This window comes from Aeromonas sp. ASNIH1 (assembly GCF_002934285.1).
GTDB classification, from domain to species: Bacteria; Pseudomonadota; Gammaproteobacteria; order Enterobacterales; family Aeromonadaceae; genus Aeromonas; species Aeromonas caviae.
The window spans coordinates 4,342,179-4,356,783 of record NZ_CP026228.1 but is presented as its reverse complement, the minus strand read 5'-3'; the positions used below and the strand labels follow the sequence as shown (position 1 = coordinate 4,356,783).

The window sequence follows — 14,605 nt, the reverse complement described above, 5'->3', positions numbered from 1 at the left end:
CCTTTCAGCTCCTCTCCACAGGCCCATCATGGGCCTGTTTTCATGGTCTATCCCCCCTCCATCCCTTGGCGCGACACCTGCAAAAAAGAGGCATGGCTCAGCTTGACCTCAGCCTTTTCTACCAGACAAACCCTGGATCCGAATCAGCCTCGAATCAGCTGTGTGCCTGATGGCCCTGGCCCGGGGGGCTGGGGATACTGGACCCGCACTTCAAAAAGGTAATCACAGATGAAATACCTGAATCCCGTCCTGCTGATCATGAGTCTGCTAGGCCTGCCCGCATTGGCGCAGGACCTGGCTTCCCTGAGTGAACTGGGTCAGGGCAACGAGCTTGAGCTGGTTCAGCGGGGGGAGGGCAACCAGGCCCACCTCTGGCAGCTTGGCTCGGATAACGAATTGCAGCTCAGCCAGTCAGGCAATGACAACCAGATCCGCCTGATGCAACAGGGCCAGCAGCAGCAACTGCGACTGGATCAAGTCGGCGACAACAACTGGGTAGATGCGGTCCAGCTCGGAGTTGGCAACAGCGCCGAGCTCTACCAGGCCGGTATCGGCAACCAGATCTGGCTGTGGCAACAGGGGATGGACAACCAGGCCTGGATCAGCCAGAGCGGATATGACAACAGGGCACGGGCCGTTCAGCTCGGTGATGGCAACTTGGCCAGCATAGAGCAAAACGGCTCCGGCCTATCGGCCACCGTCATTCAGACGGGCGCCAACCAGCAAGTGAGAGTAGTTCAAACCAACTGAGCCCAGGCTCACACCAAAGCACGAGAGGGAAATCATGTTCAAACGTACCATCATCGCCTCTGCCGTATTACTGGCTACTTCCAGCGTCTGGGCGGCTTCCGCCAACAACCAGGCGACCGTCGCCCAGACCGGCAACAACAACTTGGCCACCGTCGAGCAGATCGATAGCAGCAACCACAATCAGGCGAGTATCAGCCAGATTGGTGCCGACAACGAAGCGAAGACCATCCAGAAAAACACCAGCCAGTCCGAAGCCAGTGTGGCTCAGGTCGGGGCAGGCAACGATGCCCTGGTGACCCAGGAGTCCAGCACCGCAGGATCCGTCGCCCAGGTGGCAAGCACAGGCAACTTCAACGTCGCGACCGTGACCCAGCAGGTGTTCAACGAAGGCTCCCACGCCTCCGTGGCCCAGGTCGGCAACCACAACAGTGCCGACGTGATGCAGGATAACGGTGATGGTGCCAGCTCCACCGTGAGTCAGGTTGGCAACAACAACGATGCCAGCATCAACAACTATTGGTCCGATAAAGCCATCGCCAACGTCAGCCAGCTTGGCAACAGTCACGAAGCCAGCGTTTCCCAGCAGATTGCCGATGGTGCCGAAGCTCAGGTGGCCCAATCCGGTCAGTTGAACAAAGCCACCGTCACTCAGGCCACCAATAATTATGGTTACGCCTATCCGGAGGGGACTCTGGCAAAGGTGACTCAATCGGGTAGCGGCAACGAGGCCCTGGTCGACCAGCGCGATCTCGATAACAAGGCTTATGTCACCCAGAGCGGTGTCGATGGCTATGTGAAGACGGCGCAGTCTGGCTCTGCGGCCGGTGAGGGCAACACCCTGACCGCCAATCAGGCTGGTACCAACGAGAGCGCCACCCTGACCCAGGTTGGCAACCGTAATGAGATCGAAACCAGCCAGACTGGCCGTGACGATGCATTGACCATCGATCAGCTGGGCGATGACAACTTGGCCACTGCCTATCAGGGCGGTGTCGGTGAGCAGAGCTCCATCACCCAGGTGGGTGACGGTAACCTGGCCGATACCGAGCAGAGAGGGTCGGGCAACCAGGCCAGTGTCGATCAGATGGGTGACGGCAACCAGGCCGTGGTCAAGCAGCTGGCGAGCAGCACCGCTGGCGTGGTGACCATAGATCAGAGCGGTGATGACAACTACGCCAACGCGGTGCAGGAAGCGGGCAGCAACAACCAGATCGCCATCGACCAGCAAGGGGATCGCAACCAGGTGGCGGCCGCGCGTGATGTGCAAGGCAAAGGCGCCTGGACCTGGGGTTCAGACAACGAGCTGACCGTGGCCCAGACCGGCAACGACAACTGGGCCTATGCCGATGCGTCCCACTCCGGCTCTACCGTGACCGTGACCCAGACCGGCGACCTGAACAACGCCTCTGTCGAGTCCTACCTGGGTAGCGACAACGATCTGACCGTCAGCCAGACCGGCAACAACCATGTGGCCGACGTCTATGTCAACGCCGGTATGAATGGCGGTGGCAACCTGGTCGATGTGGTACAGACTGCGAGCTTCAACACGGCTCAGGTCGATGTCTATGGCAGCAACAACCACGCCTATGTTTATCAGGGCGGCAACTGATGATTTGCACATTCGGGGGCCTGCGGGCCCCTTTTTTATTGGTGCGAACCCGGGACTGGCTGGCTGGTCCATGCCATCAGACCACTCCCCTGCACCGGCGGCTAGTGATGCTGCTCCTATGGCTCAGCTTGTCTCCCTCGGGATGGGCGGGCGAGTCAGAACCGGCCAAGGAGGCCAAGGTGATCCCCAAGATAAGCCTCAATGTCCAACAGGGGCCGACCGGCCTCTCCCTGGCCCCTACCCTGCAAAGCGACCAGTCGGGGGCCGTTACCTTTGCCCTGGATCTCTGGAGCCAGGGGGCGGGGGGGCGCAGTCATCAGCGCCAGAGCGGGGGGGCCGAACTGGTCGCCAACCGGCCCCATGGCGTGGGACGACTGAGTCTGGGACTGGCTTGTCCCTATCAGGCAAGAATACGGTTGCAGCTGTGGCAGGGGGCCTTGTTGCTGAGCGAGATCGACCAGACATTCGAGTGCCCCTCATCTCCATGATTTCCCGTCTGGACTGTCTATTCATCCAGTAGTCTCTATGCCATACTGGCCCGCTCTGGTTACCGTATCGAGCGCGCAACAAGATGGAAAAAATCGTGATCCGGGGTGCCCGCACCCACAACCTCAAGAACATCAATCTGACTCTTCCCCGCGACAAGCTGATCGTGGTCACCGGCCTCTCTGGCTCCGGCAAGTCTTCTTTGGCGTTCGATACCCTCTATGCCGAAGGCCAGCGCCGTTATGTGGAGTCCCTCTCCGCCTATGCCCGCCAGTTCCTCTCCCTGATGGAGAAGCCGGATGTGGATCATATCGAGGGCTTGTCGCCGGCCATCTCCATCGAACAGAAGTCTACGTCTCATAACCCGCGTTCGACCGTCGGCACCATCACCGAAATTTATGACTATCTGCGCCTGCTGTTTGCCCGGGTGGGTGAGCCTCGCTGCCCCACCCATGCCATACCGCTCGCCGCCCAGACCATCAGCCAGATGGTGGATCAGGTGTTGGCTCAGCCAGAAGGCAGCAAGCTGATGCTGCTGGCGCCCGTGGTGCGCGATCGCAAGGGGGAGCACAGCAAGCTGCTGGAGAACCTGGCGGCTCAGGGTTATATCCGTGCCCGCATCGATGGCGAGGTGTGTGACCTCTCGGATCCCCCCAGCCTGGAGCTGCACAAGAAGCACACCATCGAAGTGGTGGTCGACCGTTTCAAGGTGCGCGAGGATCTGGCCCTGCGCCTCGCCGAGTCCTTCGAGACGGCCTTGACCCTCTCCGGCGGCATCGTGCTGGTGGTGCCCATGGACGGGGAGGAGGGGGTTGAACCCATGACCTTCTCGGCGAATTTCGCCTGCCCCGAGTGCGGTTACTCCATGTCGGAGCTCGAACCGCGGATCTTCTCCTTCAACAACCCAGCCGGTGCCTGCCCCACCTGCGACGGCCTGGGTGTGCAGCAGTACTTCGATCCCGCCAAGCTGATCCACGATCCGAGCCAGAGCCTGGCAGGGGGCGCCATCCGTGGCTGGGACAAGCGCAGCTTCTATTACTTCCAGATGCTGAAATCCCTCGCCGAGCACTATCAGTTCGATCTGGAGCTCCCTTGGGGGGATCTGCCCGCCAAGGTGCAGGAAGTATTGCTGCGGGGCTCGGGCAAAACCGAGATCGAGTTCCGCTACATGAACGACCGTGGTGATGTGGTGGTGCGCAAGCACCCCTTCGAGGGGATCTTGCACAACATGGAGCGCCGCTACCGGGAAACCGAATCCAACTCGGTACGCGAAGAGCTCTCCAAATACATCGCCAACAAGTCCTGCACCAGTTGCGGCGGCAGCCGTTTGCGGGAGGAGGCGCGTCACGTATTCGTCGATAACCGCAACCTCTCCGCCATCGCCGAACAATCCATCGGCGATGCGCTGGCCTTCTTCGAGGGGCTGGCGCTCACCGGCCAGCGTGCCCAGATAGCGGACAAGATCCTCAAAGAGATCGTCGAGCGGCTCGGTTTTCTGGTCAACGTGGGCCTCAACTATCTGAGCCTGTCCCGCAGCGCCGAGACCCTCTCCGGCGGCGAAGCCCAGCGCATCCGCTTGGCGAGCCAGATAGGTGCCGGTCTGGTGGGGGTCATGTATGTGCTGGATGAGCCCTCCATCGGCCTGCACCAGCGGGACAACGAGCGCTTGCTCAAGACCCTCAGGGGATGGTCAGCATGCGGGCTCCCCCTCTGATTTCAAATGTTAGAAAGTTCAAGAGCGAAACAGTCGTCCCATCATGTTGACTTTCCTAGGGAAGGTGCGAATAAGTGGGTAGCACCTTCCTCTTTGATTGCTAGGTCGATTTTTGACTCGGCCCTTTTCTAAAATTGCCGGTAATCCCCCATATTCAGGGGCATTCAAAAGTAGAGGTCAGGCGGCCCGCGCCAGGTGCTGCTTTGGCGTGTAGCCACCCAGCGCCATATTAGGCCGCTCATGGTTATAAACCCATTGCCATTGCGTGGCAAATTCCTGCAATTCATCGCTGAGAATCCCATTCTGCAATGCCCAAGCAGCCTGTATGAAGTCGCCAAGCAGCTGAATGCTTGGTGTGAAAGCTGAATAGGTTGGTGGTGTGGTAAAATTACAACATCGTAGGGGAAGGCGCAGAGGTCGATGCCACTTTATGTCAGCTTATGGGTAAATTTTACCTGATTACCCATGATTAGCAGTCAGTTACCACGAACTATACTGATCTTACGTACAGTTATCGAGGTGCGAGATCATGGCCAAAAGCAAAATCCAATTCCAGAAAGGCTACAGCCTGTTTGAGTTTCTCAAGGACTATGGCACTGAGGCTCAGTGCGAAAACGCGCTGTTCACTTGGCGTTTTCCTAACGGCTTTGTCTGCCCTGAATGTGCCAACAAGACCTGTTGTCGCCTGAGAAGGCGGCCACGTGTGTGGCAATGCAATCACTGCCGTCACCAGATGTCATTGACTGGAAACACGATTTTCGCAAACACCAAGCTCCCACTGACCAAGTGGTTTCTGGCAATGCACCTGTTGTCACAAACCAAAACAGGCTTGTCAGCAATGGAGCTAAAGCGCCAGTTGGGCGTCAAATATGACACCGCCTGGATGCTCAAGCACAAGCTGCTGCAAGCCATGAAAGAGTCCGATGACAAGCAGCCCATCAGCGGCATCATTCAGCTCGATGATGTCTACTGGGGTGGCGAGCGCCGTGGTGGCAAACGGGGTCGGGGCGCGGCAGGCAAGACGCCGTTTGTGGCAGCAGTGGCCCTGAACAAGGAAGGACATCCAATCAAGATGCGGATGACGGTGGTCGATGGTTTCAAAACCAAGTCCGTTGCTGATTGGGCAAAACGGCATATTGCCAGTGGTAGCGCGGTGATATCCGATGGATTGGCCTGTTTCAAAGCGGTCAAGGAGGCCAATTGTGAGCACCTGGGTGTTGTCACCGGGGGCAACCTGGACTGGTTGGATCATCCGGCATTCAACTGGGTAAACACGATGATAGGAAATGTGAAAAACTCGCTGCGGGGCAGTTGCCATACGCTCGGAGCGAAGCATTTACCAAGGCATCTTGCGGAATACTGCTTCCGGTTTAATCATCGTTTTGACCTCAAGAGCATGTTGGTTGAATTGGGGCATGCAGTCGTGGCTGTCACCGCCGATGTAAAAATGACCCACTAACGCCGGAGTAAAGTTGACCCACCTGGGCCAAGATCGTGGCTTTTGAGCCACGCCCATGTTGACCCAGGAGTTATCAGTGGAAATCAGAGTGTTGGCCCGTCAGGGCATGAGCATCCGGGCTATCGCCCAGCAATTGCGGGTGTCCCGTAACACGGTTCGCAAGTATCTGCGCAACCCGGGCCTGCCAATCTATCCCAACCGAGCAGCCCGACCAACCAAGCTCGATCCTTTTAAACCCTATCTGCAAGCGCGTATCCAGGCAGCGAAGCCACACTGGATCCCGGCGACGGTTCTGCTCAGGGAACTGCGAGAGCATGGTTACACTGGCGGGCTCTCCCAGCTCAAGGCCTGGTTATCGCCTCTGCGCCATGACGCCTCTGGCACCATCGTCCGTTTTGAAACGGCCCCCGGTAAACAGATGCAGGTCGATTTCACCATTATCCGCCGCGGCAATCGGCCTCTAAAGGCCTTTGTTGCTACCCTGGGATTTAGAGAGCAGCAAGCATATGGACAGCAGTGCCAATCAGCTAGGCCTGCTCTCCACCAATGTCCGTTCTGCCGCCGATCTACTGGGGCAGCGCTTGGAACAAGTGACACAACAAATTGAGCAAGCCGGTAGCCAAAATGCTGCACTTACTGATCAACTCAAGCAACAAGCCGAAATGCTGGCCAGATTGCAAGATGGCCTGCTGCAGGGAGCGGAGCGGTTCGAACAGGCTGCCAGTGAGGCTCGCCATGGCTTTGTTGAGATGAAGCAAACGCAGCAACAATTCCTGACAGGGGTGAGAACCGAATTCAATGCCTTAGGGAAGGTGCGAATAAGTCATATGGCACGAGAGCATTTACTGGTAACCCATTGATATTAAATGACTAAAATTTTCATTTTTTGTTCGTGGGATACTTGTTCGCACTTTCCCTAGTTTCACACAGCTCGTTGCTGACTCCAACAAAGAGCCCGTAGAACGTACGATGCTTATCGCCGGTTTATTGGGGCGCGAACCGGCCTCAAGCCATCCAAGTGTAAATTCGTAGTGAAGATTCTACTTGTCCAAGAGCAGATCACTCTGGTCGCTGCAATCAGTGGGAAGATAATCAAGGTGCCAGTTGGTCTTCCCGTACTGCGGATTGTCTGAAATGGCGCTGACTCGATTTTTTTACCCCTATCTCTCTGTTAATCTTGGCGTTTTCTGCTAGGTGCCTGCTTACTATGTCTATCGATTACTACAACCAACACGCCGATAGCTTCGTCGAAGGCACGCTGTCGGTCGATATGCAGCCGCTTTATCAGCACTTCCTGCCTCTGCTCGCTCCCGGCGCTCATATCGTCGATGCGGGCTGCGGCTCTGGTCGGGACAGTCTCTACTTCCGAGAGCAGGGCTTTCAGGTCACTGCGTTCGATGCCAGCGCGGAGCTGGCCCTGCGCGCCGAGCGCCTGCTTGGTCAGCCGGTGCAACTGTGCCGTTTCGATCAGTTCGTGGCTCCCGCGCCGGTCGATGCCATCTGGGCCTGTGCCAGTCTGCTGCATGTTCCCCGTGCCGAATTGGATGCCGTAATGGTCCATCTGTGCCAGCAACTCGCCGACGGTGGTCTGCTCTATTGCTCGTTCAAATATGGGGTAGACGAGACCGAGCGCGATGGCCGAGCCTTCACCCAGTTGGATGAGGCGGGGCTGCAAGCCCTGATAACGCCGTTGCCGCTGAGCGAGGTCGAGATCTGGCAGACTGCGGATCGACGCCCCGGCCGCGAGCAGGAGTGTTGGCTTAACGCCATCGTGCGCAAGGTCGGGTCATGAGTGCACCCGTGCTCATCAGCGGGGGAGAGGCGGGGGATCCGGAGTTCAACGATCCCCTGTTGCCACATCTGCTGGACGCCATCGCCCGTTGTGGCGAGGGTAGCCGCATTGAGTTGTGTGTCTCCTTTCATTCGCCAAAGCGGGCTGGTGTTGTTGCGCGGTGCCCTGCACGAGGCGCTGGCGCGAGGAGCACGGCTTCGGGTGATCACCTCGGACTATCTGGAGGTGACCCAGCCGGTGGCGCTGCGCGAGTTGCTCAAATTTGATCCCGCTCGCTCTTGCGCGCTGATCTACCAGAGTCAGGGCAATCGCGGTTTTCACCTCAAGTCCTATCTGTTTGTCCAGCACGCAGCCCAGTACCTAGGCCAGCAAGTTGGCCAGGAAGGGTCGCCAGCGGTGCTCGGTGGTCAGGCGTTTCTCGGCTCCAGCAATATCTCTGCCGCCGCCCTTACCGAGTCGCTGGAGTGGAACTGGTCGCTCAGGGCTGAGCCGAGCGGACCCAGCGAGCCGCATCACAGCCTGCGTCAGCTCGCGGCTCAAATCGAGCGGCTGGCGCAAGACGCGCGGGTCGTGCTCCTTACCCACGACTGGATAGATGGCTACCTCGCTCGCTATCGGCAGAGCGCGCTGCGGGAGTTGCGGGTGCTCACCGGGGATCATCGCAGCAGCGCCGAGCAACTGCGTGAAGCCCCCATCCCCAACAGCGTGCAGCAAGAGGCGCTGATGGCGCTGCAAGCCGCGCGGGCACAGGGGCATAAACGGGGCGTGGTGGTCATGGCGACCGGCCTTGGTAAGACTTGGCTCGCGGCTTTTGATGCGCGCCAGATGCAGGCGGCCCGCCTGCTGTTTGTTGCCCATCGGGAGGAGATCCTGACCCAAGCGCGCCAGACCTTCTTGCACATGGCGCCGCAGGCAAATTCTGGCCTCTATCACGGTCAGCAGCAGGATGAGGCCGACTGGTTGTTTGCCTCCATCCAGACGCTGGGCAAGAGTCGGCATCTGCTGCGCTTTGCACCGGATCACTTCGATTACGTGGTGGTCGATGAGTTTCATCATGCCGCCTCACCCTCCTACCGGCGCTTGCTAAACCACTTCAAGCCCCGCTTCCTGCTCGGGCTGACCGCGACCCCTGACCGCACCGATCAGGCCGATATTCTGGCGCTGTGCGACAACAATCTCGTCTTTGAACGGGGGCTGGCGCTCGCCATTGAGCAAAAGATGCTGGTGCCGCTCACCTATCACGGCATTTTGGATGACACTATCGACTATGCCGCGCTGCCTTGGCGCAACGGTCAGTTTGACCCCCATGCGCTGGAGAGTGCCTTCGCCAGTCAGAAGCGGGCTCAGCACGCCCTTAGCCAGTGGCGACGTTTACGCCAGCAGCGCACGCTGGCCTTCTGCATCTCGACCCGTCATGCCGATTTTATGGCCAGCGTCTTCCAGCAAGCCGGAGTGCGGGCGGTAGCCGTCTATGCGGGCTCCCGTCAGGGGCGACAAGCCGCCCAGGAGCAATTGGCCGCCGCCGAGCTCGATATCATCTTCTCGGTAGATTTGTTCAACGAAGGCACCGACTTGCCCGCCATCGATACCGTGCTGATGCTGCGTCCCACCGAGTCGCGCATCGTGTTCCTGCAACAGTTGGGGCGGGGCTTGCGCCTCTATCAAGGCAAAGAACGCTTGGTGGTGATCGATCTGGTGGGCAATCACAAGGCGTGTCTCTACAAGCCTCAGCTGCTGCAAACGCAATTGACCTACTCGCCAACGCACGCAAACAGGGCGATGACGCTGGCGGCAGGTTGTTTTATCAATCTGGATCCCAAGCTGCTTCCGTTGCTAGCGCTGTTAAAAAGGCAGCAGCAACCGACTCTGCTTGAGACCTATCAGATCCTCAAGGAGTACCTCGGTTATCGTCCCACTGCGCGGCAAACCTGGGTTGCCCGGCTGGGTGAGCAACTGCGTTTCGATACCCAAAAACAGGGGGGCTGGTTTGAGCTGCTCGCCCAAGCGGGCGATCTGGGGGAGGAGGAGCTGCGCGTGCTGAACCGGCACGGCGACTTTCTGCGTGCGGGGGTGGAGAACACCGCGCTCAACAAGAGCTTCAAGTTGATCCTGCTATTGGCCTTGCTCGAACTCGACGGTCTGCGTGAGCCACCCACCTTGGCAGCGCTGGCCAGCCACTCCCGTTACCTGTTCGAGCGGCATCCCGAGCTGGCCCGTCTCGATCTGCCGGCCAAGCAGCAAGCCCTGAGCGCCGACAGCCCGGCTTGGCTCAGTTACTGGAAGAGCAATCCGATCAAGTTCAGCAGTGGCGGCAATCCAGGCGCCAAGGGGGAGTACTGGTTCGAGGTAAGGGAGGATCGCTTCTGCCCACGCTTCGCGGTGAGTGAGGAGGATATCGATCCTCTGCATCGCATGGTGCAAGAGCTGCTGGACTTGCGTCTGGCCCAATATCAGCAGCGCAAAATCGCATCGGCAGCCGCCATTTCCCCTGAGCCCTTCACAACTATCCACGATGAGGAACAGGCGCTGGCGCCTGATGCCAAAGCGCGTCAGGTGACCCTGATTTAAGGCTGGCTATCCGATAGCACGATCAGTGTAAAAACCAGCAGTGTGAAAACAATCAAGGCGCCAGTGGCGCCTTGATTGATTGATGAGATGGTCGGTCACCGCTGGCCGTTACCTAAACAGCCATTCCATATCGTCCTCTTCCTCATCCCACCTCATTTGCTGCTGATCCCAGCGGGCCGCCAGATAGGGTTTGAGGGTCTGCAGGGTGGTGATCTCGGCCAGCTGGGCAGTCAGGTGGTCGATATCACGCAGCAAATAGTCCCGATGTTCGGCAAAGGCCTGCTCGGTCTTTTTCTTGGATGATTGCTTGAATTTGTGCAGCACCGCGCCCATTAGCCCGTCTTGCCCGCCGTAGTAGCTGACTTCGAGCTCGCGTAGCTGGCGTTTCAGCATCGGGTTGAGGTAAGCGAGGTTCTCGTCACTGAGCAGGTTATCGAACTCGGGCAGGTGGGTGTGGGCCAGCTGCAACAGGGTGAACATCTCTTTGTTTTCCCAGGCCTGGCTGAGTTGGCCCATGATGCGGGTCTTTTCCGCCTGCATGACGGGGTCGGGTTCCCGATCCGGGTGCAGCGCCAGGGCGAGCTTGCGATAGAGCTGCTTGAGGCTGGATTTGCTGAACAACTGTTCGATGCGCGCCTCTTCCTCTTGCTCACGACGGGTGCGCGCGTGGGCAAAAGCATCTTGCTGCTCAGTGCCGAAGAGAGGCTCATCGGCAAACAACTCATCATCGTCGAAGCGGGCATCCTCTTCTTTATCGACGGTGTTGCACTCTTCGGCCATATGCTGGCGCGCCGCATTCATCATGTACTCGTTCAACCGATCGGGGTTTTTGAGCATCTCGCGCAAGGTATCGATGTCATCGGGGCAGTGGCCACAAGTCTCCATCAGCATCTGGGTAAGAACGTCACACTGATAGTCGAGCTGTTCGTCATCCATGTGCAGGGCGGTATTGGTTTGGATTTGGTGAAAGAGGGGAGCCAAATCCATCTCGCCACGAAACGGATTGGACTCGATATAGCTGATGAGATCGTGGATCCAGTGGTGCAAGGTCTCCCGCTGCCACAGGGTAAAGCTCTTGCGAGCCGTAAAATCGACCAGGCGCTTGGCGAGGGCAAAGATAAGCTCGCACTGTTGACGCTCAAGGGGTTCTATTTCGCTGGTGAAACGCTGATAGATATCGCGGCCGTTGAGGGCTTGCTTGTCGATCTTTGCCTGTAGCTTTTCGAGCGCTTGCCAGTTGCGGTGGAAGAGATCGAGGGCGGGGTTGCCCGTCGCGGGGGAGGGCTGGCGAGCGGGCTGCTTGCGACCCGGATGACGAAGAGACATAGGCCGCCTCCATGGGCGTTAATTGATTCGCTAAAACAAAAAACCGGCGCGGGGCCGGTTTATCGCCGCGCATAAATTGCGCGAAGTCTGCCTTGCTGATGAGTTGCCGGCCATATTCAAGCCTTTCATTTCTTTCGCAACAGATAGCAACAACAGAGAAACAATGGGGTGGCTGATGGGGCTCGAACCCACGACAACCGGAATCACAATCCGGGACTCTACCAACTGAGCTACAGCCACCACTGAAATCATCGCCATTTTGTGTCTGCCAAGGCGTGGCCAAGGTCATCTTGAGATAATCTGCCGAATGGACGATAAGTCACACTCTTCGTCAATAACTCAATGATTTAAAACACATTTTAAATGGCGCGCCCTGCAGGATTCGAACCTGCGACCCACGGCTTAGAAGGCCGTTGCTCTATCCGACTGAGCTAAGGGCGCGTTGTATCAAGAAATCCGGGGATTTCCCGATGAACCTGGTCGGTGATAAAGGATTCGAACCTTTGACCCTCTGGTCCCAAACCAGATGCGCTACCGGGCTGCGCTAATCACCGAAAATTCGCCATCCAGCATACCTTCGGTGGCACCACTGGGCAACGGGCGGGCATCATACCCAAGCGCCAAAGTCAGCGTCAATGACTTTTTCCGCCAGTAAATTCAAGTGCCTACTTATTGCCCTCCCTGCGAGAGCCGCTAACACCCGCGCCAAAAAAATGCGACAATGCGCCGCAGTTGAACACATGGTGAGTGAAGAACGATGTCTGCCAAAATCATTGATGGAAAACAGGTTGCGCAAACGATTCGCAATCAGGTCGCCGCGCAAGTCCAACAGCGGTTGGCGCAGGGGAAACGGGCACCGGGTCTGGCGGTGATCCTGGTGGGGCTGGATCCGGCCTCCCAAGTCTATGTGGGCAGCAAACGTCGCGCTTGTGAAGAGGTGGGATTTGTCTCCCGCTCCTATGACCTCAGCGCCACGGCGACACAAGCGGAGCTGCTGTCCCTGATCGACCAGCTCAACGAGGATCCGGAAGTGGACGGCATCCTGGTGCAGTTGCCCTTGCCGGCCCACTGCGATACCACCCAGGTGCTGGAGCGCATTCGTCCCGACAAGGACGTTGATGGCTTCCATCCCTACAACGTGGGTCGTCTGGCCCAGCGCATCCCGGCGCTGCGACCCTGCACCCCCAAGGGGATCATGACCCTGATCGAGACCACAGGCGTCAAGACCCATGGTCTGCATGCGGTGGTGGTCGGGGCTTCCAACATCGTGGGGCGCCCCATGACGCTGGAGCTGCTGCTGGCTGGTTGCACCACCACCACCTGTCACCGCTTCACCCAGGATCTGGAGACCCAGGTGCGCCGGGCCGACTTGCTGGTCGTGGCGGTGGGCAAGCCCAACTTCATTCCGGGGGAGTGGGTCAAACCCGGTGCCCTGGTGATCGACGTGGGCATCAACCGCCTTGCGGACGGCTCCCTGGTGGGAGATGTGGAGTATGAGACCGCGCGCAATCACGCCGCCTTCATCACGCCGGTACCGGGGGGCGTGGGCCCCATGACGGTCGCCAGCCTGATGGAGAACACCCTGAGCGCCTGCCAGGATTACCACGACGCCTGATGAGGGCGCCGGGCAGAAAAGAGAAAGGGAAGGCATTGCCTTCCCTTTTTTTATTGCGTCACTCCCCCGGATCGCCACTGGATATCAGAGAAGGGCCAGGGCGGCGGCCAGATCGGCAATCAGATCGTCGGTGTCTTCCACCCCGATGCTGAATCGAATGAGATCGTCATTGACTCCGGCGGCGAGGCGGCTCGCCTCGTCCATGGCGGCGTGGGTGGTGCTGGCCGGATGGCAGGCCAGGCTCTCGAGATCGCCCAGACTCACCGCCTGCACGAAGAGTTGCAGGTTGTCGAGCAGGGTAGCGCAGCGCTCAAACCCGCCTTCCAGCTCGATGCTCACCATGCCGCCAAAGCCGCTGGCGAAGGCGCCGAGGGCATCGTGGCCCGGATGGCTGGCAAGGCCCGGGTAGATCACCTTCTTCACCGCCGGGTGGGCATCCAGGAACTCGGCCACCTTCTGGGCGTTGTGCAGGTGGGCATCCATGCGCAGGGGAAGGGTCTTGACCCCGCGCTGCAGCAGGTAGGCCTCCTGCGGGCCGATGGGGGAGCCGATGTGCTTGAGGGCCACGGTGCGAATCGACTTCATCAGCGCGTGAGAGCCCGCCACCACCCCGGCGATGATGTCGCCGTGGCCGCCCAGGTACTTGGTACCGCTGTGCATGACAATGTCGATGCCAAGCTCGAGCGGGCGCAGCAGATAGGGGGTGAGGAAGGTGTTGTCACACACCGTGATGGCACCCACCTTGCGGGCCGCCTCCACCACCACCCGCGGATCCACCACCTTGAGGGTGGGATTGGTCAGGGTTTCAAAGAGTACCACCTTGGTGGCGGGGCGGATGTTGGCCAGCAGCGCCTGATCGCTCTCGTAGGCGGTGATCTTGATGCCGGCGCGGCTGAAGGTCTGCTTGAGGAAGGCATCGGTGCCGCCGTAGAGGGGGCCGATATAGGCCACTTCATCACCGCTGTCTGCCAGGGCATACATGATGGCACTCACCGCCGCCATGCCGCTGGCCACCACCAGTGACTCATCTGCACCTTCGAGGGCTGCCAGCTTCTGCTCCAGTTCGGCGGTGGTGGGGTTGCCAAAGCGGCTGTAGATGAAGCCGGGGGCTTGACCTGCGAAGCGCTCCTTGCCCGCCTGGGCGTTGAAGTAGCTGAAGGTGCTGCTCTGGTAGAGCGGGGTGGTGAGGGCTCCGGTATGGGGGTCGATCCGCTGGCCGCTGTGCACGCTCATGGTCTTGAATTTCATTTTTGTACTCCGTCATTGTCAGGTCGTTGCCCGACTGC

The 14,605-nt window shown here is 59.0% G+C and carries 10 protein-coding genes, 3 tRNA genes and 2 pseudogenes; 10 read left to right on the top strand and 5 right to left on the bottom strand.

Annotation, left to right across the window (positions count from 1 at the left end):
- Nucleotides 1–228 precede the first annotated feature (228 nt).
- The 9 genes and pseudogenes from C2U37_RS21050 (at nt 229) to C2U37_RS21010 (ending at nt 10,378) form a co-directional block, all read left to right on the top strand.
- The gene (locus C2U37_RS21050; RefSeq protein WP_005895593.1) at nt 229–750 is read left to right on the top strand and encodes a hypothetical protein; all 522 of its coding nucleotides are present in this window, start codon (nt 229–231) and stop codon (nt 748–750) included.
- A gap of 34 nt (nt 751–784) precedes the next feature.
- Entirely contained in the window at nt 785–2,359 is a 1,575-nt protein-coding gene (locus C2U37_RS21045; RefSeq protein ID WP_024941331.1) for a curlin, read from the top strand.
- A 179-nt stretch (nt 2,360–2,538) separates the two neighbouring features.
- Nucleotides 2,539–2,847 (top strand): curli-like amyloid fiber formation chaperone CsgH, encoded by a 309-nt coding sequence (gene csgH / locus C2U37_RS24750; RefSeq protein ID WP_129146543.1) that lies wholly within the window; start codon nt 2,539–2,541, stop codon nt 2,845–2,847.
- Between the two features lie 83 nt (nt 2,848–2,930).
- Nucleotides 2,931–4,526: pseudogene (gene uvrA, locus C2U37_RS21035) on the top strand (excinuclease ABC subunit UvrA); the annotation flags it as partial.
- Nucleotides 4,527–5,088: 562 nt separating this feature from the next.
- A complete protein-coding gene (locus C2U37_RS21030; protein WP_024941334.1) occupies nt 5,089–6,018 on the top strand; it encodes an IS1595 family transposase in 930 nt (309 codons plus the stop codon).
- A gap of 55 nt (nt 6,019–6,073) precedes the next feature.
- Nucleotides 6,074–6,508 (top strand): annotated as a pseudogene (locus C2U37_RS21025) (helix-turn-helix domain-containing protein); the annotation flags it as partial.
- Nucleotides 6,509–6,524: 16 nt separating this feature from the next.
- Nucleotides 6,525–6,878: a hypothetical protein gene (locus C2U37_RS21020; RefSeq protein WP_024941335.1), complete on the top strand. Its 354-nt coding sequence runs from the start codon at nt 6,525–6,527 to the stop codon at nt 6,876–6,878.
- Between the two features lie 347 nt (nt 6,879–7,225).
- Nucleotides 7,226–7,810: a class I SAM-dependent methyltransferase gene (locus C2U37_RS21015; protein WP_104453006.1), complete on the top strand. Its 585-nt coding sequence runs from the start codon at nt 7,226–7,228 to the stop codon at nt 7,808–7,810.
- A 117-nt stretch (nt 7,811–7,927) separates the two neighbouring features.
- Nucleotides 7,928–10,378 (top strand): DEAD/DEAH box helicase family protein, encoded by a 2,451-nt coding sequence (locus C2U37_RS21010; RefSeq protein ID WP_233768431.1) that lies wholly within the window; start codon nt 7,928–7,930, stop codon nt 10,376–10,378.
- A 108-nt stretch (nt 10,379–10,486) separates the two neighbouring features.
- On the opposite strand, the gene C2U37_RS21005 is transcribed toward C2U37_RS21010, so the two are convergent.
- The 4 genes from C2U37_RS21005 to C2U37_RS20990 form a co-directional block, all read right to left on the bottom strand.
- The gene (locus C2U37_RS21005) at nt 10,487–11,704 is read right to left on the bottom strand and encodes a J domain-containing protein (RefSeq protein WP_104453005.1); all 1,218 of its coding nucleotides are present in this window, start codon (nt 11,702–11,704) and stop codon (nt 10,487–10,489) included.
- 164 nt (nt 11,705–11,868) lie between these two features.
- A tRNA-His gene (locus C2U37_RS21000) sits at nt 11,869–11,944 on the bottom strand.
- Between the two features lie 124 nt (nt 11,945–12,068).
- Nucleotides 12,069–12,145 (bottom strand) — tRNA-Arg (locus C2U37_RS20995).
- Nucleotides 12,146–12,181: 36 nt separating this feature from the next.
- Nucleotides 12,182–12,258: transfer RNA gene (locus tag C2U37_RS20990), tRNA-Pro, on the bottom strand.
- Nucleotides 12,259–12,461: 203 nt separating this feature from the next.
- Here C2U37_RS20990 and folD point away from each other — a divergent pair.
- Nucleotides 12,462–13,319, top strand: a complete 858-nt coding sequence (gene folD / locus C2U37_RS20985; RefSeq protein ID WP_010674955.1) for a bifunctional methylenetetrahydrofolate dehydrogenase/methenyltetrahydrofolate cyclohydrolase FolD — start codon at nt 12,462–12,464, stop codon at nt 13,317–13,319.
- An 84-nt stretch (nt 13,320–13,403) separates the two neighbouring features.
- Here the strand turns inward: folD and C2U37_RS20980 are convergent, their stop codons facing one another.
- Nucleotides 13,404–14,567, bottom strand: a complete 1,164-nt coding sequence (locus C2U37_RS20980; RefSeq protein WP_104453004.1) for a trans-sulfuration enzyme family protein — start codon at nt 14,565–14,567, stop codon at nt 13,404–13,406.
- Nucleotides 14,568–14,605 lie beyond the last annotated feature (38 nt).

What these genes read in the sequence shown, in the direction of transcription:
- C2U37_RS21050 (WP_005895593.1), top strand. Translation starts at nt 229, where the DNA reads ATGAAATACCTGAATCCCGTCCTGCTGATCATGAGTCTGCTAGGCCTG.
- C2U37_RS21030 (WP_024941334.1), top strand. Translation starts at nt 5,089, where the DNA reads ATGGCCAAAAGCAAAATCCAATTCCAGAAAGGCTACAGCCTGTTTGAG.
- folD (WP_010674955.1), top strand. Translation starts at nt 12,462, where the DNA reads ATGTCTGCCAAAATCATTGATGGAAAACAGGTTGCGCAAACGATTCGC.
- C2U37_RS20980 (WP_104453004.1), bottom strand. Translation starts at nt 14,567, where the DNA reads ATGAAATTCAAGACCATGAGCGTGCACAGCGGCCAGCGGATCGACCCC.
- C2U37_RS21015 (WP_104453006.1), top strand. Translation starts at nt 7,226, where the DNA reads ATGTCTATCGATTACTACAACCAACACGCCGATAGCTTCGTCGAAGGC.
- C2U37_RS21045 (WP_024941331.1), top strand. Translation starts at nt 785, where the DNA reads ATGTTCAAACGTACCATCATCGCCTCTGCCGTATTACTGGCTACTTCC.
- C2U37_RS21020 (WP_024941335.1), top strand. Translation starts at nt 6,525, where the DNA reads ATGGACAGCAGTGCCAATCAGCTAGGCCTGCTCTCCACCAATGTCCGT.
- C2U37_RS21005 (WP_104453005.1), bottom strand. Translation starts at nt 11,704, where the DNA reads ATGTCTCTTCGTCATCCGGGTCGCAAGCAGCCCGCTCGCCAGCCCTCC.